Raw genomic sequence first — 21635 nt, 5'->3', positions numbered from 1 at the left:
TAAAGCAGATGCCCTCGTGCGGACGATGGGATGACGGATGCCACGGCGTAACGACGTTTCCGAGTGGCGAGTGTTGCCGCATCAGGTCCTGATTCTTCTGGACTCGTGGCTGGATCGGGACGGGAGCGACCTCATCCTCAAAGGCTGGTTCCCGGCCGGTCGCGGGCGTGACCCGGTCGGCCTAGTGGAGCGCTCCAGAAATGGGGAACAATGCAATCTGGTCGCGAAGTTCTACCGGCCGCCGGTCCAGCTCAAGGTCGCCAAGGTCACCGGCGCCCGGGCATCCTCGCCGATGTTTCCTCACCTCGCGCTGCCGCAGGGCGACCCCGTCTCGCTCGGTGAGTGGACGCTGGTGTTGCATGATGTCGCGCGCGGCGATCTCGGCACGGTGCGCCCGTTGCAGGAACCCGTGGTGCGCGGCGACCCGAAGGCGGGGGGCTACTGTTCGGACATCGTCGGTTCGATCGTGCGGGACTGGAACTGCGGCAGCGGAACGGACGCGCCACAGTGGAGCTCGATGACCGTCGCGCATTTCATGCGGACGATCCTCGGTGACCGCATAGGTCCCGGAGGCCCCATCCAGGAGTGGGCGGCCCGGGCAGACGTTCCCGTCAGCGGCCGACCGGACAGCCTGGCGCTGCCCGGCTGGAGCTGGAGCCTGCCCAATCCCTTCAGCTTGCTGAACAACCGCGCCCACCGTCGGCTGTCGGCGGACTCAGTGGTGACCGGTCGCGCGCACGGCGATCTGAGCGGGCGCAACATCCTGCTACCGATGAGTCCCCGACCCAGGCCAGAGGAGTACGTCCTCATCGACCTCGACCGCTTCGACACCGCGGCGCCCCTGGCCCGCGACCCCATGCATCTGCTGGTAGCCCTGGCCATGGACCTTCTGGCCGACAAGGACCTCGACGCCACCGCTCGACGTGACCTCGTCAACGTGATCGTGGACCCGCAGGCCTCATCCGCCAACGACATCGTCGAGCGCTTCGGCCGGATCAGCGCAGCCGTACACGAGGCGCCCGTGCCGTGGGCACAGAGGTCCGGCCACGGACAGGAGTGGCGGACACAGAGCACCCTCGCGCTGGTAGCGGCGGCGCTGATGCATGTCGGCCGCAGCTTCTTCAGCGAGCAGGACAGGGCGTGGTGCTTCGACCTGGCCGCGGTGGCGACCGAGCACTACCAGGACCTGACCAGCCGAGACGACACCTTCGCGCCCCGGCGACAGGCTGCTCCGGCCCCGCTGAGTCCTCCGCCCGATCCCGACGAGCCGATGGACACGCTGCGACTGGTCGTGCTGCACGCACCGGACGGACAGGCGTTCCTGGCAACGATGACCGACCGGCTACGCTCCCTGCCGGTGGGCGTCTGCGGCCTCCCCTCCGGCCCGGACGACGCCGGTGAGCTCGCACGAGCCGATGCCGTAGCCGTCGTCCTCACCGCTGGATTCACCCTCAGCCAGTCCCTCCTCCGGGCGCTGGAGGAGGCCGCGCGCCCGATCCTGTGGCTGCGGGTCCACCGAACGGCGAACCCACCGAAGCCGCCGCTGGCCGATGCGCACTTCGATTTCGTCATCGGCGGAGACTCACAGTGGGAGGAGATGCTCGGCCACCTGCGGTGGATCGGCTCGCCTTCTTACCTTATCGATCTGTACGGCAAGCGCCTGAGCGCGCTCGATGAGCGACACAGCACACTGGCAGACTGGGCTCTAGCGCGCAACGAACAGGCGTGCATGCTGCTCGAGGAGCGCCGCGCAGCCCAACAGACACGCCGGGCTCGCCAGAGCGCCCTGTCCGCCACTGCGGTGGCCTCCGGAACAGCAGGAACCCGCGAATCAGCTGACGGCGGGTTGCGGTGCTACGGTCGACCGGCACCGCAGGACAATCCGCTGGATCGGCTCAACGAGACCGACCAGCTGGTCACCCTGCTGGAGCGGGGGAACACTCCGGTGGCATTGACCGGCCCCGAGGGGTTCGGTAAGACCGCGATGGTTTCCCGGCTGCTGCATCGCATCCGGAAGGACCGGAGCATCCTGCCCATCGACGGCTTCGTCTACCTCCCCGCACGTGGGCCTCATCTGATCGACGCGGCGACCGTCCTCGGTGCGATCACCGAGGTCAGCCCTGATCGCGGCCAGGCGGAACGGGTCCGCGCCGAGGTCATGAACTCCGCAGTGCTGTGGACCCGGAAGGTGGACCGGGTCCTCGAGGCTCTGGCGGGCACCCGGGTACTGCTCGTCCTGGACGACGTTCAGGACCTGGTCAACTCTGCTGGGGAGCTCGACGACCGCCAGCTGCTCAGCGCGCTGACCATGGCCTTGCAGCAGTCGGATGGCCGCTTGCGCCTGCTGATGGTGAGCACCCGCGAGGTCGTGGAGCCGCTCCCCGCGCCGGTTTCGCTCCGCCTCGATCTGGGGCTCGACCAGGACGCCGCATGGCAGCTGCTCTGCGGCATGGACCCCGATCATGTGCTCAACCTCGCCGCCCACGAGGAGCTCAAGAGCGACCTCACCAGGCTTACCAAAGGAAATCCGCGCGTGCTGGAGCTCGTGGCCGCGCTGCTGCACGGCGATGTCAGGCTCACACTTCCTGATCTGGTCGAGCAGCTCAAACGGGAGCGGTCCACGTGGTCATGGGCCAACCGGGTGCTGGTCGGACTCGACCGAACCGAACAGCGGGTGCTGCAGGCCCTGGCCACGCTCGGGATGCCCGTCGAGGCGAAGACGGTCGACGCGGTCCTGGCTCCGTTTCTGCCGGGACAGATCAACGGTCCCGTCCTGGACGAGCTCGCGCGCCGACGGCTCATCCGCCGGGACGGCCGCCATTACACACTCCCTCGCGATCCTGACGGAGGCTGTGAGCTGGGCCGGGTTGACTGCGATCTTCCCGGCGCCGGAACCGATTCGGTTCCCTTGACGCGGCATGCGCTCAGCAGCCTCGCCGCCGATCACTTCGCGGCGTGCGCGCCGGTCGTTCACGACGAACAGGACATGCGCCTGCGCCTGACGGAAGTGGAGATGCGGCTGGCCGGCGGCGAATGGGATCAGGCACTCGAAGCCATGTATCTGCTGGACGAAAGCCACCGAGAAGGGCGGACACCGAGTCCATGCCCTGCTCATCTGCGCGATCGTATCCCGCCGCGGGACACCTATCTAGGCGCCCACAACCTGGCGTCACGAGCGGAGTCCCGGCTGCATGAGGATGACGCAAGCACCGCGATCACCGATCTCGAACAGGCGTTGGAGATCTGCCTGCTTCCGAAGAACGCCTTCCGCGACACGGCCTGTAGAGTGGCCATCCAACTCGGCGGAGCACAATTCCACGATGGGAACACCGCAAAGGCATCGGAACGCTACGAATTCGTCCTTGAGAACAGGGAGGCCGACTGGCATCTGCTGCGTGGGCAGGCACATGCCGGGCGGATGCGCTGCCTCTACGAGTGGGGAAAGTTCGCCGACGCCATGCGAGAGTACGGGCTGGCGCAGCAAGCCTACGACCGAAGTGACGACCCCGACAAGCCGTATTTCGTCGTGAGCTTGCAGCTGGACCTCGGGATGCTCCACGCGGCATGCGGCGACTGGGCGCAAGCCAGGCAGGTTCTGCGCAGAGGCGAGCAAGAGGCCCGCCGGCTTAGCCAGCCCCACCTGGAAGGTTCCTTCATCGGCCAGCGAGCGATGGTCTGCCTGGACAGCGGCGAGCCCGACAAGGCGGTCGAGCTCGCGTCCCGGGCCCAGGAATTCGGCGCGCAGACGAACAATATCCCGCTCATCCGGGAAGCCGCTACGTGGCTGGCTCAGGCCCACCTAGCCAGGGGGGTGGATCAGGACTTCCTCCGAGCAGCCCAGAAAGCCGCCGAGCACGCCGTTTATTACAGCAAGTCGAACAAGGCCGGCACCGCTTTCGCGGTGTACGGCATTACACTGCTGCTCCTTGACAGGATCGCCGATGCCAGAATCGCCTTCCATGACGCGTTCACGCGTGCGAAGGAGCTCTGCGATCTCGATCCCGCCAACTTCGAGTCGAGGCAGCTGCTGGGTTTGGCCAGCTGCGGGCTGGGAGTATGCGGGGATGCTCAGCGGTTCCGGGAGGCCGAGGAAGCGTTCACGGCTGCCCGGCACATCACCGGGGAGAGAGTCATTCTTCTGCGGACCATGCGTCTTCTCGGCCGTCTGATCCCGGAGCCGACCGACCGGACCCGGCCGGTCGTGGACGCGGTGAGCGGGGTGCCCGACAGCTATCCGTGATCACGGAGCTCAGCGCGTATCGCAACCGCCACGCGTGGTCCACGTCGTCGTCACGCTGGACGAAGGGCGGGGGTGTCCCCAACCGGCGGCCCCAGCGGATCATCATTGATCTCGTCCTCTCGCCACTGGCACGCTCGATGGCGTCCACGCTAGGAACACCTGAAGCGAACGTCCATGACATCCATCGATGTCGGTATGCCGCCATGCCCGGCGATCTCCGGGCGTGTGCCGCTGCCGACGCGGCGCATGACTGCCAGACTTACCGCGATGTTCGTTCGGATAGCCGTCTTCGATCCTCTGCCGGTCTACCGGCACGGCGTCATGGCCACCCTGCGCGAAGCCGGGCTGGGCAGCGAGTCGCCGGATGACGTCTTCGCTTGGATGGACGACGATCACCTCCGTCTCGTGGTGCTGTCCGTGCAGACGAGCGAGGACTGGGAGTGCCTGGTGCAGCTGTGCCGCACCCACCGCGACGCCCTCGTCGTGGCACTGCTGCCCGACGACGCGGTCACCACGCATGTTCGTGCGCTGACCGGCGGAGCGGTCGCCACGCTGCCTCGCGATGCGCAGCCGTCGGCGGTTCGAGCGGCCGTGGAGGCCGTCATCGACGGCCGGTCCGTCGTGCCCGTCGATGTGCTGCGCGCGCTGACGGTCGCAGGGCCCGCGGCCGTATCGAACGAGGAGGTGCCGTCGCCGCAGGAGCGGGAGTGGTTACGGCGGCTGGCGGCCGGCAGCACCGTCGCCGACCTGGCCGACGGTGCGGGGTATTCGGAACGCATGATGTTCCGCCTGCTCCGTGACCTGTACAAGCGCATCAAGGCGGGCAACCGCACCCAGGCGCTCATGCTGGCCAGAGAACGCGGCTGGCTCTGAACGAGGCTGACATGGCAGCCTGCCGACGCCTGGACTGCGTCATGGACCCGCTACCGACCGGTTTCTTAACGTCATGGGTGCGAGAACCGTGAGCACGGGGAGGCGAGACCCATGATGACTCGCTGGGGGACGAGGTCTGGCAACGCGCCGCGCCTCAAGCAACCCAAGGGCGACGCGGATCCGAGCTGGCTGGCGAGGCTCGTGTCCGGCGGGAGCCGCCCGGCCCCCCGTGTCTTGAAGCCGTCCCCCACGGAGTTGGAGTGGTTGCGGCGACTGAGCGCCGGGAGCACTGTGGCCCAGCTGGCCGCCCGGGCAAGATGGACAAAGCCGAAGATGTCCCACCGCCTTCGCCAAGTCTGCCGGCGGTTGAACGTCGACACCTGCGACAAGGCGATCCGCCTCGCCAGAAGACGCGGCTGGCTGTGATCACGTCTTCCGGGCTACTCACCTGGTGCCCAACGGGAACAACTTGGCGGCCAACCCCTAAGCTTCAGGTTTAACCCGACCGAGCGGTTGTGATCTCTAACGCGTGTCGGGGTTTCATCCGGGTTTTCCGACTGGATGGCGGAGTGCTGGAGTCGAATAAGGCGGTGGCCGCCTCACGCCACGCCGTACACGTTAGGCCACATTTCCGCTACATCCGGAAATGTGGCAATTCTCCCCGAATCTGCCTCGGATGCTGCCCGCGTCCAGATCAAGGGTTAACCTAAAGCTTAGAGCGCGGCGATCTCGGCGTGACGATGCACCGGGGAGCCCCGAGCTGGGATTGCCAGTCATATGGCAGCGAGTATCCGCAGGTAGACACCTTGATCGGCGATCTGCGCCCGACATCAACGGGATTATGAGTCCACTGCTCTGACCAGCTGAGCTACCGCCCCGTAAGTGTGCAGTCTCCCACAACTTCGCGGCCCGCGGGACCCGTGATCGCCGCAAGCTGACACACCCCGCGGAAATGATCGTTCACCGCCCCAGCACGATCAGTCGCAACCGCCTGCGTGCCCGTTTCGCCCACCACGCCGACCGCTCGTTGGCCTGGGGGAACGGCGCCGCCGGGACCGGCACGCCGAGGAAGGCGCACAGCGGCGCCCACCCCTCGCGCACGTCGAAGACCAGCAGCCGCTCCGCGGGAAGGGCCTCGCGCACCTGCTCCACGTGCCGGTCGAAGACCTCCAGGACGTGCGCCCGGTCACCGACGCGGCCGTCGAAGACGCGGTCCATGATGGTCGCCCTGGCCATGCGCGGGTACAGGGCGAAGTCGGGCGCGCGGCGGGCCACCAGGCGGCGCATGATCCGCCGCCGCAGCGGCGCCGGGCGGCCCTCGGCGAGGGCGCTGCGGAAGATGGTGGCGCTGACGCTGTCGTACCAGGCGGCGGGGTCGCGCACGGTGAGGACGATCTTGGCGTCGGGGTAGTGGCCGGCGAGCTCCCGCCAGTAGGAGGCGGCGGGCCAGTCGACGGCCGAGTGGAAGCCGGCGAACACCTCGTCCCAGTCGGCCGGGCGACCCTCGCCGATCTCCAGCCATTGACGCACCCTGCGCGGCTGGTCGATGACGGTGGCCATGTGGTAGCACGGGCCGTACCCGAGCAGGTCGAGCGCGGCCTGTAACGACCTGGTCCCGGTGCGCCCGAACCCCGCGCCGATCACCTTCATCCCGGATGCCCTTCCGATCGAACTCTGATCTGCGCCGTCTACCAATGGGACCATGGCGGATCTGTTTCCACACCCCCTGCTCGAAACTCTCGGCGAAGCCTCAGACCGGCCGGTCGTCGAGCACGGGTCCAGGGTCGTCAGCCGGGGCGAGCTGCTCGGGCTGATCAGGCGGCTGGCGGCGGCGATGCGGGCGGCGGGGCTCGGTCCCGGCACGGGCGTGGCCGTACGCACGGAGGTGACGCCGGAGGCGCTGGCCGCGCACCTGGCGCTGCACACGATCGGCTGCCGGGTGGTCGGCGTACGGCCCGGCTATCCGGCGGCGCAGCTCGCCCACGTGTTGTCGATGGGGGTCGAGGCGGTGCTGGTGGACCGGGTCAACGCGGGCGCGGTGCCCTCTCGCGCGCTCGTGCTGGAGGATCTCCTGGCGCTGCCCGACGACGGCGGCCCGCTGGTGTCGACCGCGCGGCCCGACGACGTCGCGCTGCTCGCCTTCACCAGCGGCAGCACCGGCCGCCCCAAGGGCTGCGCGTTCACCTACCGGGCGCTGGGCGAGCACTGGGCCTGGCAGCCGCGTGTCTGGTCGCCGGTCGCCGCCCGCTTCGCCGAGGCGTTCGAGCGGTACCTGCTCTTCGGCACCCTGGCCAGCATGGTCGTGCTGGAGTTCGTCGCGCCCTGCCTGCTGGGCGGTGGTGTGGCGGTGATCCCGGAGGACGACGGCCGCCCGCTGTTCCCGCACGCGATCGAGCGCCTTCGCATCACCGGCGCGATCATCACCGTCCCGCGGCTGCACGGGATGCTCCGGGTGCCGGGGGCCGACGTCAGCAGCCTCAGGGCGCTGATGGTCTCCGGCTCGCCGATCAGCGCGGCCCGGCTGAGGCAGGCCGCCGAGCGGCTCGGGCCCGTGGTCTTCCAGGGGTACGGCCAGACGGAGGCGGGTTCGATCTCCATGCTCACCCCGGAGGACCTGCCAGGGGCGGCGGACACGGTCGGCAGGCCGCATCCGGGCGTCGAGGTCGGCATCAGGGACGGCGAGGTCCACGTCCGCAGCCCGTACATGATGACCGGCTACTGGGGCGCCGCGCCCCACGACGGCTGGATCAACACCCGCGACCTGGGGCGCATGGACGGCGGTTTCCTCCGGCTCGACGGCCGCACCCGCGACGTGATCATGGTGAACGCGATGGTGGTGTACGCGGGCCCGATCGAGCGGGTGCTGGCCGCCCACCCCGGCGTCGTGGAGGCCTACGTGGCGGGGGCGCCGGACGACGACACCGGCGAGGCGGTTCACGCGTTCGTGGTGCCCGCCGCCGATCGTGCTCCCGACCAGGAGGAGCTGGCCGCGCTCGTGCGCCGGGAGCTGGGCGCCGACAGCGTCCCGAAGACCGTCACCGTCGTGCCTGGGGTGCCGGTCGCGCCCAGCGGGAAGCCCGACAAGCGGGCGCTGCTGGGCTCTGAGCAATCTCTGAGAAACCCCCGCCAACAATGAGTTGTGATTTCAACCACCTACGACTATCTCGTCATCGGCGCCGGTCCCGCCGGGCTCCAGCTCGGCCACCACCTGCACAGGGCCGGTCGTAGCCACCTCATCCTGGAGGCGGGACCCTCCCCCGGCACGTTCTTCCGCACCTTCCCCCGCCACCGCACGCTCATCTCGATCAACAAGAAGCACACCGGCTGGGAGGACCCCGAGCTCAGGCTCCGCATGGACTGGAACTCGCTGTTGTCGGACGATCCCGGACTGCTGTTCACCGGTTACAGCGACCGCTACTTCCCCGACGCCGACGACATGGTCCGCTACCTGGCCGACTACGCCGAGGCCTGCGACCTGCCCATCGCCTACGACACCCCGGCGAGGCACATCACCCGCAGCGGCGAGGAGTTCGTCGTCGACGGCCGCCACCGCGCCAGGCGCCTGGTCGTCGCCACCGGCGTCAGCAGGCCCAACATCCCGGCCATCCCGGGTATCGAGGAGGCCGAGCTGTACGGCAGCGCCGACACCGCCCCCGAGAGCTACCTGAACCAGCGGGTCCTGATCATCGGCAAGGGCAACTCCGCGTTCGAGACCGCCGACAACCTCGTCGAGACGGCCGCCGTGGTGCACGTGGCGGGACCGCACTCGATCCGCATGGCCTGGCGCACCCACTACGTCGGCCACGTGCGCGCGGTCAACAACAACTTCCTCGACACCTATCAGCTCAAATCGCAGAACGCCGTGCTCGACGGCGATGTCAGGCAGATCACCCGCCAGGCCGACGGCACCTACCTGGTGACGGTCGCCTTCGCCAGGGCCAACGAGATCACCAAGGACATCCCCTACCACCGGGTGATCGTCTGCACCGGCTTCCGGTTCGACTCCTCGATCTTCGCCGGGGAGGTGGCGCCCGCGCTGGTCATCGACGGCCGCTTCCCCGAGCTCACCCCCGCCTACGAGTCGGTCAACGTGCCGGGGCTCTACTTCGCGGGCACCATCACCCAGTCGCGCGACTTCAAGCGCGGCACGAGCGGCTTCATCCACGGGTTCAGGTACGGCGTGCGCGCGCTGCACCGGATCCTGGAGTCCAGGCACCACGGGGTGCCGTGGCCCTGCCGCGAGCTGCCCGCCAACCCCCAGGCCGTCGCCGACGCGATCATCGCGCGGGTCAACCACAGCTCGGCGCTGTGGCAGCAGTTCGGGCTGATGAGCGACGTCGTCACCCTCGAAGGCGGCCGTGCGCGTTACCGCGAGGAGCTGCCCGTCGGGCTGGAGGAGGGCGAGCACCTCGCGGTCACCCTGGAGTACGGCCCGCACCACGACCAGGTCGACCCGTTCGACATCAACGTCGGCCGCATCAGGCAGAACGACGCCGCCCGCGCCGCCGAGGGCCACTACCTGCACCCGGTGGTGCGCCACCACCGGCCGGGACTGCCGCCCGCCGTCCACCACATCACCGAGAACCTCGAGAACGAGTGGACCTCGCCCGAGGTGCACGTCGAGCCGCTGCGGGCCTTCCTGGCGGAGGCGATGGGCTGATGTCCCGGTCCGAGGACCGGGCCGAGGCCGAGGCCCGGATGGATCCCGCGCACTTCGCCTACTACGCCGGCTGGGCGGGCGACGGGATCACCCTGCGCGCCAACGAGGAGGCCTTCCGCCGGCTGCAGCTGCTCCCCCGTGTCCTGCGCGGCGCCGGCAAGCTCGACACCGGCCTGACCCTGCTCGGCTGCCGTACGGCGGCGCCCGTCCTCGTGGCGCCGACCGCCTTCCACCGGCTCGCCGATCCCGAGGGCGAGCGGGCCACCGCGCGGGCCGCCGCCACCACCGGCACGATCATGATCGTGAGCATGGCGGCCACGGTGGGGATCGAGGACGTCGCGGCGGCGGCGCCGGAGGCGACGTTGTGGTTCCAGCTCTACATCCAGCCGGACCTCGACTTCACGTGCTCCATCGTCGGCCGCGCCGAGGCGGCGGGATGCAGGGCGCTGGTCGTCACCGTCGACGCGCCCGTCAGGGGACACCGCGACGACGACCACGGCTTCACCGACCTGCCCGACGGCCTGCACTGCGAGAACCTGCGCGACGGCGCGGGGGTGCGGCCGATCGTCATGTCGCCCGAGTTCGGCTGGGAGCACCTCGCCCGGCTGCGGGAGATGACCACGATGCCGATCGTCGTCAAGGGTGTCCTGCGTCCCGACGACGCCCGCCTCGCCGTCGACCACGGCGCCGACGGCATCGTGGTCTCCAACCACGGCGGGCGCCAGCTCGACACCGTCCCCGCCACCATCGAGGTGCTGCCGGGGATCGCCCAGGCCGTCGGCGGCGCCGTACCCGTGCTCCTCGACGGCGGCGTGCGGCGCGGCACCGACGTCGTCAAGGCGCTGGCGCTGGGCGCCGACGCGGTCGCCGTCGGCCGCCCGGTGTTGTGGGGGCTGGCGGCCGGCGGCGAGCCCGGCGTGACCCGCGTGCTGACCACCCTGCGCGGCGAACTGGAGTACGCGCTGACGATGTGCGGCTGCGCGGGCCTCGGCGACGTCGGCCCCGACCTGGTGAGACGGCCATGCTGATCCTCCTGGCGGCCGCCGCCGTCGTCGTCGTGGCCGGCGTGCCGTGGTGGCTGCCGGGCCGGATCGTGGCCCTGCGCACGCGGCTGTTCGCGCGGATCAACGGCGACGACGGCATCACCGTCCCCGGCGAGCTGGTCGCGCCCGACCGCTTCGAGGAGGTGTACGGTCACCCGGCCGCGATCGGCCGCAGCAAGGGCGCGGCCTTGTCGGACCTGTTCTGGTACTGGCTGTCTCCCGGCGCCGCGATCCACCAGGAGCACCTCGAAGCCGGTGAGCGCTACGACGCCGTGGCGCTCACCACCAGGGCGTTCCTGTCCGTACGGCGAGCGGAGATCGAGGAGCTCGCCCGCCGCTGCGCGGCCACGACCGTGATCGGCACGTCGGGACACGTCCGGCTGCGCGACTTGATGATGCCGCTGTGGGCGGAGTTCTCCTACGAGCTGGTCTTCGGCGAGCGCTGCCCGCCGAAGGCGCGCGAGCTCATCGTGGGCGCCGCCGACGACGTCGCCACCGCGCTCAAGTGCTGCGGCCTGCGTCACATGGACCGCCGCGAACGCCTGACCGCCTACCTGTCCGCCAACCTGCACCGGGTACGGCTCCCGCTGCCCGAGGGCCTGTCCGATCAGGAACGCGCGCTCTACCTGCAGGGCACCTTCTTCGTCACCGCCGTCGTGCAGATGTCGGAGGCCATGGCACACCTGCTGCTCGTCCTGGCCCGGCATCCGGCGGCGCAGCGTCGCGCCAGGGCCGGCGAGCCAGGCCACCTCGACCGGGTGATGGCGGAGACGATGCGGCTCTACCCGCTGTTCGGCATCGCCCACCGCGTCACCGTCGCCGACATCGAGCTCGGCGGCGGCGCCCGCATCACCGCCGGGTCCGTGCTGTGCTTCGACTACCCCGCCTTCCACCACGCCGGGGTCGCCGCGCCCGGCCGCTTCGACCCCGATCGCCCCCGGTGGCCGCACCACCTGCCGTTCGGCGTGGCCGCCAACCGGCCGTGCCCGGCCTGGCGGCTGGCGCCGATCGCCATGCGCGCGGTCACCGAGGAGCTCCTGGCCCACCACGCGCTGCACTCGGCCGCCACGCACACCAGGTCGATGCCCAACCGGGGCCCCTGCCTGATCACCGCGCCCGGCGCCGCTCCCGCGTTCGGCGCGCTGGCGCTCATGCGCCTGCGCGACCGCTGGGAGGACGTCTGGCGCAGCCTCGTCCAGCTCGTGCTCGGCACCTACATGGTGTGGGACGCCCGCAGGCAGCGCCTGTGCGCCCGCCACTTCGAACGAGAGGAGAACGCGCATGCTCGACGCCAACCTTGAGCTGATGCTGAAGGTCTTCCCGGCGCTGGTCGTCATCCTGGTGACCTCGGCGGTCTGCGGCCGCCTGGCCATGATGGTGATGCAGCCCCGTGTGCTCGGCGAGATGGTCGCCGGCGTCCTGCTCGGCCCGACGTTGTTCGGCTGGCTGTTTCCCGAGGCCCAGGCGGCGCTGTTCCCGCAGGATGTCAGGCCGGTGCTGTACGTGCTGTCCACGATCGGGCTGACCCTCTACATGTTCCTGGTCGGCGCCGGGATGGACCACAGCGCCAAGAGCCCGGGCGAGGTGCGCAAGGGCTCGGTGCTGGCGGCCTCGGGCATCGTTCCCGCGCTGGCTCTCGGCGGCGGCGTCGGGCTGCTGCTGTACGACATGCTCTCCGTGCCCGACGTGAGCCGGTGGGAGTTCGCCCTGTTCGTCGGTGGCGCGCTGTCGCTGACGGCCTTCCCGATGCTGGCCAGGATCCTGTACGAGCGCGGGCTGGAGAACAGCCGGCTCGGCCGCCTGAGCCTGCTGGCCGCCTCCATCGACGACGCTCTGGCCTGGTGCCTGCTCGCCGTGCTGACGGCGGTGCACCTCGGACGTGGCTTCGAGGGCGCGGTGCCGACCATCGTGCTGGCGGCGGTGTTTGCGGCGGTGATGTTGCTGGTGGTCCGGCCCTTGCTGCGGCCGCTGGGCGCGGCGGTGGCCAGGACCGGCCGGTTCAGCCCCACGACCGTGTACGTGGTCATCCTGGTGGCGCTCACGGCCGGCTGGATCACCGACTGGATCGGCGTCTACGCGGTCTTCGGCGGCTTCATCGCGGGCCTGGCCATGCCGCGCGATCCGGCCTTCCGCGACGCTCTGCACGGCCGCATGCTGGAGGTCGTCTCGACGTTGCTGCTGCCGGTCTTCTTCACCTTCTCCGGGCTCAACACGCAGCTCGGCGGCATCGCGGGCGGCGCGATGTTGCTGGCCTTCGGCCTGATCTTCGTCGCGGGCTTCGTCGGCAAGTACTTCGGGTGCGCGCTGGCGATGCGGGGCATGGGATTCGGCTGGCGCGAATCGTACGCCGTGGGCGGACTCATGAACGCGCGCGGGCTGATGATCCTCATCTTCATCAACATCGGCCTGGCCCAGGGGATGATCACCAGCGAGCTGTTCGCCATGCTCGTGCTCGTCGCCGTGATCACCACCGCCGGAGCTCTGCCGCTGTACAAGCTGGCGCTGCCCGACAGGTACGAGCCCCAGCAGCCGAAGAGCCCCGTTTTGGAGCGGGCCGATGCCTGACCGGCCCTGGAAATCCGGTGGTGGCGGTGCAACCGTTGGAGGGTGGCGCCGACACCACTGCTCCTCGTCGAGGACGACTGCGAGCTCGCGCACATGCTGGCCGAGCTCTTCACCGAGCAGGGCTACGCGGTCGACCTGGCCGGAGACGGGCAGCGCGGGCTGCACCTGGCCCTGAGCCGCACCTACGAATCGATGATCATCGATCGGGGCCTGCCCACGATGGACGGCGTCGAGCTGCTGCGCCGCCTGCGGCAGCGCGGCGTCACCGTGCCCGTGCTCGTGCTGACCGCCTTCGGCTCGCTGGAGGACCGGGTCGAGGGGCTCGACGCCGGCGCCGAGGACTACCTGGTCAAGCCCTTCGAGATCGACGAGCTGCTGGCCCGGGTCCGTGCCCTGCACCGCAGGAACCTGGACAGGGCCACGCTGCTGCCGCTCGGCTCCGGCTGGCTGGACCCCGAGTCGCACACCGTGAGCCTGCCGTCCGGCGAGGAGGTGACGTTGTCGGGGCAGGAGTGCCGGCTGCTGTCGGCCCTGGCCCGCCGCCCGCGCCAGGTGCACACGCGGGCCTCGCTTCGTCACCGCATCTTCGACGGCGCGCAGAAGGACTCGATCGTCGACACCTACGTCTACTACCTGCGGGGCAAGCTCGGGCCCGGTGTGATCAGCACGGTGCGCGGGGTGGGCTACCGGCTGGGTGAGTTGTGATGGACCATGACCATCGTCTGTTGCTGCAGGCGCGCAGGCGGCTGACCGTCCAGGTCGCGGGGGCCATCTCGGCCGTGCTCGCGATCTTCGGCGCGGTCGTCTTCTGCGTCGGGCTGCACGACCAGCACTTCAGCTCACGGCGCGAGCTCGCCTCCATCGCCCAGCGCGCCACCCTCGAGAACCCGCCGCCGTGCGTGTGGCTCTTCTCCTGGAACGCCCCCGGCTCCGTGCGCGGCTCGCCCGGCGCTCCGGCGGCGCTCCCCCTCGCCTCCGTCCTGGACCAGGTCGCCGCCGGCGGGCGCGAGCGGGTCGACGAGATGACGGCCGGCGGGCGCACCTACCTGGTCCACACGCTGCGCCGCGACGGCGTCGCCGTCCAGGCCGCGATGGACCTGCACGCCCAGGCGAGCGAGCGCAGCAGGCTCCTGCACACCCTCATCGTCTCCGAACTGGCCGGGCTGCTCGCCGCCCTGCTGATCGGCCAGATCGTCGCCCGCCGGGCCATCGCCCCGCTCGGCGAGGCGCTGGCCCGTCAGCGCAGGTTCGCCGCCGACCTCAGCCACGAGCTGCGCACCCCGCTGACCAGACTGCACACCAGGGCCCAGCTGCTGGCCCGGCGGCTGCGGCGCGGCACGGAACCGGCCGTGCTCGCCGACGAGGTCGACCGGCTCGTCGCCAGCAGCAAGGAACTGGGCGAGGTGGTCGAGGACCTGCTGCTGTCGGCACGCTTCGCCCAGCTCGACCGCACCTTCCACCCGGTGGACCTGACCGAGCTGGCGGCCGACCAGATCGCCCTGGAGCAGGCCCGCGCGCACTCCCTCGGCATCCGCATCGAGCAGCGGTGCCGGGGTACGGCGGCGCCGGTCGTCAGCGGGGTGCCCTCGGCGCTGCGCCGCGTGATCTCGGCGCTGATCGACAACGCGCTGCGGCACACCGGGGCGGGCGGGCACGTGTGGGTGACCGTGTCGGGCGGGCCCAAGCTGGTGGAGCTCGTCGTGCGGGACGACGGGGTGGGGCTCGACCCGCACGACAGCGAGCGATTGTTCGTCAGGTACGCCAGCGGCAACCGCGGGTTCGGGCTGGGGCTGGCGCTGGTGCGGGAGGTCGTGGAGGGGCACGGGGGCACGATCGTCGCCGACGGGCGGCCGGGGGTGGGCGCGGCCTTCATCGTGCGCCTTCCGGCCTGCCCCGCGCCGGACCGCTCCGACCCGGCCGACGTCTGGCCCCACCCGCCGTCCCTGCCCGAGGCCCCGTGGCCGCACCCCGCACCCCACGCCGAGGCGCCCAGGGTGCCGTGAGGCGGGGCTTGCGGCGCTCGCGCGCCGGGCCGCTCCGCCGTACGGCTAGCGCGGGATGTCGCGCCACTGCCCCGCGCTGCTCGCGACCGCCTCCAGCACGCGCTGCACCCGCAGCCCGTCCGCGAACGACGGCTCGGGCCGCTTCCCCGCGCAGATCGCCTCCACCAGGTCCCTGGCCTGGTGCACGAACGTGTGCTCGTAGCCGATGGCGTGCCCGTACCACCAGGCGGGGTCGCTCACCCGCACCTTCTTGAACCCCTCCCCGTCGAGCACGAGCAGGTCGTTGGGCGAGCCGAGGTCGAAGATGACGCTCCCCCCTTCGGCGTCGATCTCCACCCGCAGCCCCTCCGCCCGCCCCGGCGCGTAGCGGCTGGCCTCGAAGACGCCGAGGGCGCCCCCGCCGAAGCGGGCGACGAAGGCGGTGGCGTCGTCGACGGTGACCTTCTCCAGCCGTCCCTCGCCCGTGGGCCGCTCGGCGACGAACGTCTCGGTCAGCCCGCTCACCCCCGTGATGAGGTCGCCCGCGAGGTGCTGGGCGAGGTCGACGGCGTGGGAGGCGAGGTCGCCCAGGGCACCGCTGCCGGCCTCGTCGGCGCGCAGCCGCCAGGCCATGGGCGCGGCCGGGTCGGCGAGCATGTCGTTGAGGTAGCTGCCGCGCACGTGCCGGATGCGCCCCATGCCGGCGACCAGTTCGCGGGCGGCCACGACGGCGGGCAGGCGCCGGAAGTTGAACCCCACCATGGCCTGTCCTGGCGCGGAGGCGGCGGCCTCGGCCATCGCCTCGGCCTCCTCGACGGTGTTGGCGAGCGGCTTCTCGCACAGCACGTGCTTGCCCGCCCGGAGCGCGGCCAGGGCGATGGGTGCGTGGGTGGCGCCGGGGCTGCAGATGTCGACCAGGTCGACGTCGTCGCGTTCGACGAGGCGGCGCCAGTCGTTCTCGTGCGCGGCGAATCCGAGGGCGGGCGCGGTGAGGGTGCGCCCGCACAGCACCGAGAGCACGGGCCGGGCGGGCAGGTCGAAGAAGTGCCCGACGTTGCGCCAGGCGTGGGCGTGGGCGCGGCCCATGAAGCCGGTGCCGATCACGCCCACCCTGATGGCCTGGTTCACGTGCTCCTCCTCGTGCGGCGGTACTCCTCCACGACCAGGTCGGTGAGCTCCTGCAGGGAGGTCTCGGCCGTGGGTCTGTCGAAGGTGATGGTCCCATGTTGCAGCAGGTTGACGCGGTCGCAGACCTCCAGGATCTGGGCGTGGTTGTGGGCGATGATGATGATGGAGACGTCTCCGCGCGCCTTGAGGTCGCCGACGAGGTCGAGGATGAGCGCGCCCTCCTTGGCGCCCATCGCGGCCAGCGGCTCGTCGAGGAGCAGGATGCGGGAGCGGGAGTACACCGAGCGGGCGACGGCGATGGCCTGGCGCTGGCCGCCGGAGAGTTTGGCGACCTCGACGTCGACCGAGGGGATGCGCACGCCGATGGCGTCGAGGTGTTCCTGGGCGACGCGCCGCATGCGGCGGTTGGCGAGCAGGCGCAGGGGCCCGATCTGCTCGCGGCCGAGGAACATGTTGTGGTAGACGCTGAGCTCGTTGATCAGTGCCAGGTCCTGGTAGACGATGTCGATGCCCAGTTCGCGCGCGTGCCGTACGGACTTGAAGCTCACCTCGGCGCCGTCGACGAGGATGCGTCCGCCGTCGGGCTGGTGGAAGCCGCACAGGATCTTGACGAGCGTCGACTTGCCCGCGCCGTTGTCGCCGATGAGCCCGAGGACCTCGCCCTGCCGGAGGGTGAGGTTGACTTCGCTGAGGGCGGTGACGGCGCCGTAGCGTTTGGTCAGGTGTTCGGTCTGCAGGATCATGTGCGGCCCGCCCGGCGGAGTCGGCTGAGGTAGACGTTGGCGATCATCGACAGCAGGATGGCCGCGCCGAGGATCAGGAAGTACGGGTTGGCGCTGATGCCGATGAGGTTCATGCCGTTCTGCAGTTCGGCCAGGACGAGGGCTCCGAGTGCGCCGCCGATGATGGTGCCGGAGCCGCCCGCGAGCGCGGTGCCGCCGATGACGGCGGCGGAGACGGCGGTGAACATCAGGCCGGTGCCGCCGCCGATGTTGGGGTCGATGGTGTTGATGCGGAAGGCTTCGATGATGCCGGCGAAGGCTCCCAGCGAGCTCGCGATCATGAAGTTGCCGATCTTGATGCGGGCGACGCGCACCCCGGCCTCGGTGGCTCCCAGCAGGTTGCCGCCGACGGCGACGGTGTGCAGGCCCCAGCGGGTGTAGACGAGCACGACGTGGAGGAAGCCGACGATGGCCACGGCCCAGGCCAGGTGCGCCCACGGCCAGACGCCCAGCCACTGGGCGATGGTGCCCTGGACGGCTTCGGGGATGGGCGCGGGGTAGGCGTGAGAGGTGGTGAGGACCACGCCGGTGATGAAGTAGAAGGTGCCGAGCGTGGTGACGAACGACGGCACCCGCAGGACGACGGTGACGAAGCCGTTGACGAGGCCGATCACCGTGCCGGTCGCGACGGCCAGCACGATGGCGGGCAGCGCCGGGAAGCCCCAGTAGTCGATCGCGTAGTGGATCATGAAGGGCGCCAGGGCGGCCACGACGCCGACCGACAGGTCGATCTCCCCGCTCACCAGCAGCAGCACCATCCCGCACGCGACGATCGCGGCGGGCGCGGTGGCCTGGGTGATGTTGACGAGGTTGTCGGAGGTGAGGAAGACGTCGGTCGCCGAGACGAAGTACAGGCCCAGCCCGAGCGCCACGACGAGCACGCTTGCCTCGCGGTGGCGCGTGAACTGCTCGCGTAACGCGGGAAGGATCGCCATCACGTGATCACCTACAGATGTTCGCGCTAACAGCCTGCGGCCCGCACAATGCCGATCCGCACGAGGTGACCTGAGTGTTAGCGATAACAAGGGTGCTGTCAACGCTACGGGAGCACCCTCTTGTCACCCTCTGTCGCACATGGTCAGATACAGCCACCCGCCAATAAGTGGTTACTGATCGGAGAGCGCGCATGGCCGATATTCTCCAGGATCGTTCAGACATTCTCGGCGAGATCGCCGGTCACACCATCTGTGGCCAGCTGAGAGACATCGCCGCCGAGCACCCCGACGCCCCCGCGTACTCCAATCCCTCCGGCGACGGCTGGGAGACCATCACCTACGGCGAGGCCAGGCAGCGTGTGCTGGAACTGGCCGCCGGTTTCATCGCGCTGGGCGTCGAGCCCGGTGACAGCGTCACCCTCATGATGGTCAACCGCACCGAGCACTGCCTGGCCGACCTGGGCGCCCTGCACGCCGGCGCGGTGCCGATCACGGTCTACTCCACCCTCGCGCCCGAGCAGGTCACCTACATCGCGCGCGACTGCGGGTCCAAGGTCGCGATCGTCGGCGGCGAAGCCGAGCTGGCCCGCTGGCAGCACGCCCTGGAGGAGCTCGACCACATCGCCAAGGTGATCGTCCTCGACTCCAAGGCCTGTCCGGAAGGTGAGCGTTTCCTGACCTGGGAGGCCTTCGTCAAGCTCGGCCAGAGCACCTACCAGGAATCCCAGGTGGCCGAGCGCTACGAGTCGGTCGGTCCCGACGACGTGCTGACGGTGCTGTACACCTCGGGCACCACGGGCAACCCCAAGGGCGTGCCGCTCACGCACACCAACGTCACCTACGAGGTGGCGGTCGTCGACCGCATCGGGCAGCTGGAGCCGCTCGGCCCGCAGATCTCCTACCTCACCTACGCGCACATCGCCGAGCGGGTGCTGAGCATGTACCTGCCGCTGTTCAAGGCCGCGCACGTGCACTTCTGCCCCGACCCCACCCAGCTGGGCGCCACGCTCGGCAAGGTCAGGCCGGTCACCTTCTTCGGCGTGCCCCGCGTGTGGGAGAAGCTGATGGCCGGGCTCCAGGCGGCGCTGTCGATGCAGCCGGAGGACAAGCAGGCCCAGCTCAAGCAGGCGATGGCGGTGTCGCTGGCCTACTACGAGGCGGGGCAGAAGGGCGCGACGCCGTCCGACGAGGTCAAGGCGCTCTACGAGCAGGTCGCCCCGGCGCTGGCCGGCGTACGGGCGCTGATCGGCTTCGACCGCGCGGGCTGGGTCGGCTCGGGCGCGGCTCCGCTGGCGCTGGAGGTGCAGCAGTTCTTCGCCGGCCTCGGCATCAACATCCTCGAGGTGTACGGCATGACGGAGACCACCGGCGCCTTCACCGCCAACGGTCCCGACAACTACGCCTTCGGCTCGGTGGGCCCGGCCGTGCCCGGCATCGAGGTGAAGATCGCCGAGGACGGCGAGATCCTCATGCGCGGCCCCATCGCGACCGCCGGCTACCGCAACCTGCCCGAGACCGAGCTGTTCGACGACGACGGCTGGCTGCGCACGGGCGACGTGGGCGAGGTCGACGCCGACGGCTTCTACCGCATCGTCGACCGCAAGAAGGAGCTGTTCATCACGGCGGGCGGCGAGAACATCGCGCCCTCGCTCATCGAGAACTTCCTCAAGCAGCACCCGCTGATCGCCCAGGCCCTGGCCTACGGCGACCGCCGCCCCTACCCCGTCGCCCTCATCACGCTCGACGCGGAGATGGCTCCGAGGTGGGCGGCGGCCAAGGGCCTGACCTACACCAGCCTCGCGGAGTTCACCCAGCTGCCCGAGGTGATCGCCGAGATCGACCAGGCGGTCGAGGCGGCCAACACCAAGCTCGCCCGGGTGCAGCAGGTCAAGCAGTGGCGGCTGCTGGAGGTGGAGTGGACCACCGAGAGCGAGGAGCTGACGCCCAAGTTCTCGCTCAAGCGGCGAGTCATCCACAGCAAGTACGCCGACGTGATCGACACCCTCTACAACGACTCCAAGTAGGCCAGCACGCGGCTCTTGCCGCCGTACTGCGCCCAGCCCAGGGGCGTCGACCCGTGCTCGCGGTCCTCGATGGACGGGTCGGCGCCCAGCTCGATCAGCGTGCGCGCCATCTCCACGTCGTCGTTCCACGCGGCCTCGTGCAGCGGGGTCGCGCGCTCCAGCTGGTCGACGTCGAAGCCGAGCCGTACCAGCAGGCGCACGGCCGCGACCTTGCGGTGGCCGGCCGCCAGGTTGATCAGACCGGGGTGCGTGGCGCGCACGCGGGCGGTCAGCTCCGGATCGTGCGGGTCGTCGCCGCGCATGCAGGCCGCGACGAACTCCTCCATCGCGCTGAGGGAAGCATGGGCGCCCGCCTCGCGCAGGATCTCGGCCACCTCGTGATGACCGTGCAGCAGGGCGAGCTCCAGCGGCGTGCGCCCCTCGAAGGCCGGGTGCGCGGCGATCCCGTCGGGCTGCGCGCCGTGCTCCAGGAGCAGCCGGGTCCGGCGTGGCCCGCCGCGCAGCGCCGCGGTGGCCAGTTCCTCGCGCATGAGCTGCTCGGGCGAGGCCAGGGCGTGCCCGAGCCGCCGTTTCCACGCACCGCCGTCACCGCGGCCCAGCCCGTGCGCGAGCAGCAGGCCGAGGATGTCGGTGCGATCGGACCAGGAGCCGCCCAGGCCGTTGTTGTAGAGGGTCTGGGCGTCGTTGGGGTCGGCGCCGTGCGCCAGCAGCAGCCTGGCCAGCTCGAAGGCCGCGGGGTGCGGCGGCTGGTCGCCCTCTCCCCCGCCGAGGGCCCCGGTCAGCGCGGTGAACGGGCTCGGCAGGCCCTCCCACAGGAACCCGGTGTCGGGGTCGGCGCCGTGCTCCAGCAGCAGGCGGGCCGCGTCGACGTGGCGTCCCGCATCGACGCGGGCGTAGCACAGGTAGAGCAGCGGCTCCCAGCCGAACGGCCCGCCCTGGGCGACGGCCAGGCCGGGCTCGTGCGCCAGCAGCTCGCGCAGCTCGTCATGGGAGCCGGTGGCGGCCATCGTGTGCACGGTGGGCTCGAAGGCGACCGAGCGCGCCGACTCCAGCCGCCCCGGGACGTCGGCGCCGTAGGTCAGGCAGGCGCGGCGCAGGAACTCGTCGGCCGGGTCGGCGGCCTCGGGCACGGTGTGCGGTGACCGGGAGTATCGTTCGACGGTCTCGAGGTGCTCGACCAGCCGGGGCCAGCTGGCGAAGCCGTACAGCCGGGCCGTGACCAGGTGGGCGTCGGCCAGCCTGAACTCGGCCGGGGGTCGCGGGTGCAGCTCTGCCACCAGGGCGAGCGCTCGGGGCTCGCCGTCGTGGACCTGCCTGGCCAGGCGTTTGGCCAGTTTGCGCAGCTTCTCGAGGCTGGGATGGTCGGGCAGGCGGATCATGCGCGCGTCTCCGTTCCGTTGCGC

General features: G+C 70.5%; 15 protein-coding genes. 10 read left to right on the top strand and 5 right to left on the bottom strand.

The window, feature by feature from the left end:
* Window positions 1–37 precede the first annotated feature (37 nt).
* Together ACIBH1_RS06765 and ACIBH1_RS06760 are read left to right on the top strand one after the other, a co-directional pair.
* Window positions 38–4240: an AAA family ATPase gene (locus tag ACIBH1_RS06765; protein WP_397312611.1), complete on the top strand. Its 4203-nt coding sequence runs from the start codon at window positions 38–40 to the stop codon at window positions 4238–4240.
* 267 nt (window positions 4241–4507) lie between these two features.
* Window positions 4508–5113: a hypothetical protein gene (locus tag ACIBH1_RS06760; protein WP_397312610.1), complete on the top strand. Its 606-nt coding sequence runs from the start codon at window positions 4508–4510 to the stop codon at window positions 5111–5113.
* A gap of 960 nt (window positions 5114–6073) precedes the next feature.
* Here ACIBH1_RS06760 and ACIBH1_RS06755 read toward each other — a convergent pair.
* Complete coding sequence (locus tag ACIBH1_RS06755) at window positions 6074–6763, bottom strand: sulfotransferase family protein (protein WP_397312609.1); 690 nt, start codon at window positions 6761–6763, stop codon at window positions 6074–6076.
* Window positions 6764–6815: 52 nt separating this feature from the next.
* On the opposite strand from ACIBH1_RS06755, the gene ACIBH1_RS06750 reads away from it, so the two are divergent.
* Genes ACIBH1_RS06750 through ACIBH1_RS06720 form a run of 7 tightly spaced genes read left to right on the top strand, consistent with a single transcriptional unit; the run spans window position 6816 to window position 15384 of the window.
* Window positions 6816–8249 (top strand): class I adenylate-forming enzyme family protein, encoded by a 1434-nt coding sequence (locus ACIBH1_RS06750; RefSeq protein WP_397312608.1) that lies wholly within the window; start codon window positions 6816–6818, stop codon window positions 8247–8249.
* Between the two features lie 3 nt (window positions 8250–8252).
* A complete protein-coding gene (locus ACIBH1_RS06745) occupies window positions 8253–9773 on the top strand; it encodes an NAD(P)-binding domain-containing protein (RefSeq protein WP_397312607.1) in 1521 nt (506 codons plus the stop codon).
* Window positions 9773–10801 (top strand): alpha-hydroxy acid oxidase, encoded by a 1029-nt coding sequence (locus ACIBH1_RS06740; protein WP_397312606.1) that lies wholly within the window; start codon window positions 9773–9775, stop codon window positions 10799–10801. The genes ACIBH1_RS06745 and ACIBH1_RS06740 overlap by 1 nt, the downstream gene beginning before the upstream one ends.
* Window positions 10795–12117 carry a hypothetical protein gene (locus ACIBH1_RS06735; RefSeq protein ID WP_397312605.1) on the top strand — a complete coding sequence of 441 codons (1323 nt, stop codon included), beginning with the start codon at window positions 10795–10797 and terminating at the stop codon, window positions 12115–12117. The genes ACIBH1_RS06740 and ACIBH1_RS06735 overlap by 7 nt, the downstream gene beginning before the upstream one ends.
* Window positions 12098–13381: a cation:proton antiporter gene (locus tag ACIBH1_RS06730; RefSeq protein ID WP_397312604.1), complete on the top strand. Its 1284-nt coding sequence runs from the start codon at window positions 12098–12100 to the stop codon at window positions 13379–13381. Before ACIBH1_RS06735 ends, ACIBH1_RS06730 begins: the two co-directional genes overlap by 20 nt.
* A 42-nt stretch (window positions 13382–13423) precedes the next feature.
* Complete coding sequence (locus ACIBH1_RS06725) at window positions 13424–14086, top strand: response regulator transcription factor (protein WP_397312603.1); 663 nt, start codon at window positions 13424–13426, stop codon at window positions 14084–14086.
* On the top strand, window positions 14086–15384 hold the full coding sequence (locus ACIBH1_RS06720; RefSeq protein WP_397312602.1) for a sensor histidine kinase: 1299 nt from the start codon (window positions 14086–14088) through the stop codon (window positions 15382–15384). The genes ACIBH1_RS06725 and ACIBH1_RS06720 overlap by 1 nt, the downstream gene beginning before the upstream one ends.
* A gap of 45 nt (window positions 15385–15429) precedes the next feature.
* Here ACIBH1_RS06720 and ACIBH1_RS06715 read toward each other — a convergent pair whose 3' ends face one another.
* The 3 genes from ACIBH1_RS06715 to ACIBH1_RS06705 are packed head-to-tail and all read right to left on the bottom strand — an operon-like array spanning window position 15430 to window position 18208.
* Window positions 15430–16491 carry a Gfo/Idh/MocA family protein gene (locus ACIBH1_RS06715; RefSeq protein ID WP_397312601.1) on the bottom strand — a complete coding sequence of 354 codons (1062 nt, stop codon included), beginning with the start codon at window positions 16489–16491 and terminating at the stop codon, window positions 15430–15432.
* Window positions 16488–17234, bottom strand: a complete 747-nt coding sequence (locus ACIBH1_RS06710) for an ATP-binding cassette domain-containing protein (RefSeq protein WP_397312600.1) — start codon at window positions 17232–17234, stop codon at window positions 16488–16490. Before ACIBH1_RS06710 ends, ACIBH1_RS06715 begins: the two co-directional genes overlap by 4 nt.
* Window positions 17231–18208: an ABC transporter permease gene (locus ACIBH1_RS06705; protein ID WP_397312599.1), complete on the bottom strand. Its 978-nt coding sequence runs from the start codon at window positions 18206–18208 to the stop codon at window positions 17231–17233. The genes ACIBH1_RS06710 and ACIBH1_RS06705 overlap by 4 nt, the downstream gene beginning before the upstream one ends.
* Window positions 18209–18399: 191 nt before the next feature.
* On the opposite strand from ACIBH1_RS06705, the gene ACIBH1_RS06700 reads away from it, so the two are divergent.
* Entirely contained in the window at window positions 18400–20232 is a 1833-nt protein-coding gene (locus ACIBH1_RS06700) for an AMP-dependent synthetase/ligase (RefSeq protein ID WP_397312598.1), read from the top strand.
* Here ACIBH1_RS06700 and ACIBH1_RS06695 read toward each other — a convergent pair.
* On the bottom strand, window positions 20214–21611 hold the full coding sequence (locus ACIBH1_RS06695; protein ID WP_397312597.1) for an ankyrin repeat domain-containing protein: 1398 nt from the start codon (window positions 21609–21611) through the stop codon (window positions 20214–20216). The genes ACIBH1_RS06700 and ACIBH1_RS06695 overlap by 19 nt on opposite strands.
* Window positions 21612–21635: the final 24 nt, after the last annotated feature.

This window comes from Nonomuraea sp. NPDC050663 (assembly GCF_044456985.1).
GTDB lineage: Bacteria > Actinomycetota > Actinomycetes > Streptosporangiales > Streptosporangiaceae > Nonomuraea.
The sequence above is the reverse complement of the archived record's forward strand: the minus strand, read 5'-3'. Positions and strand labels throughout refer to the sequence as shown.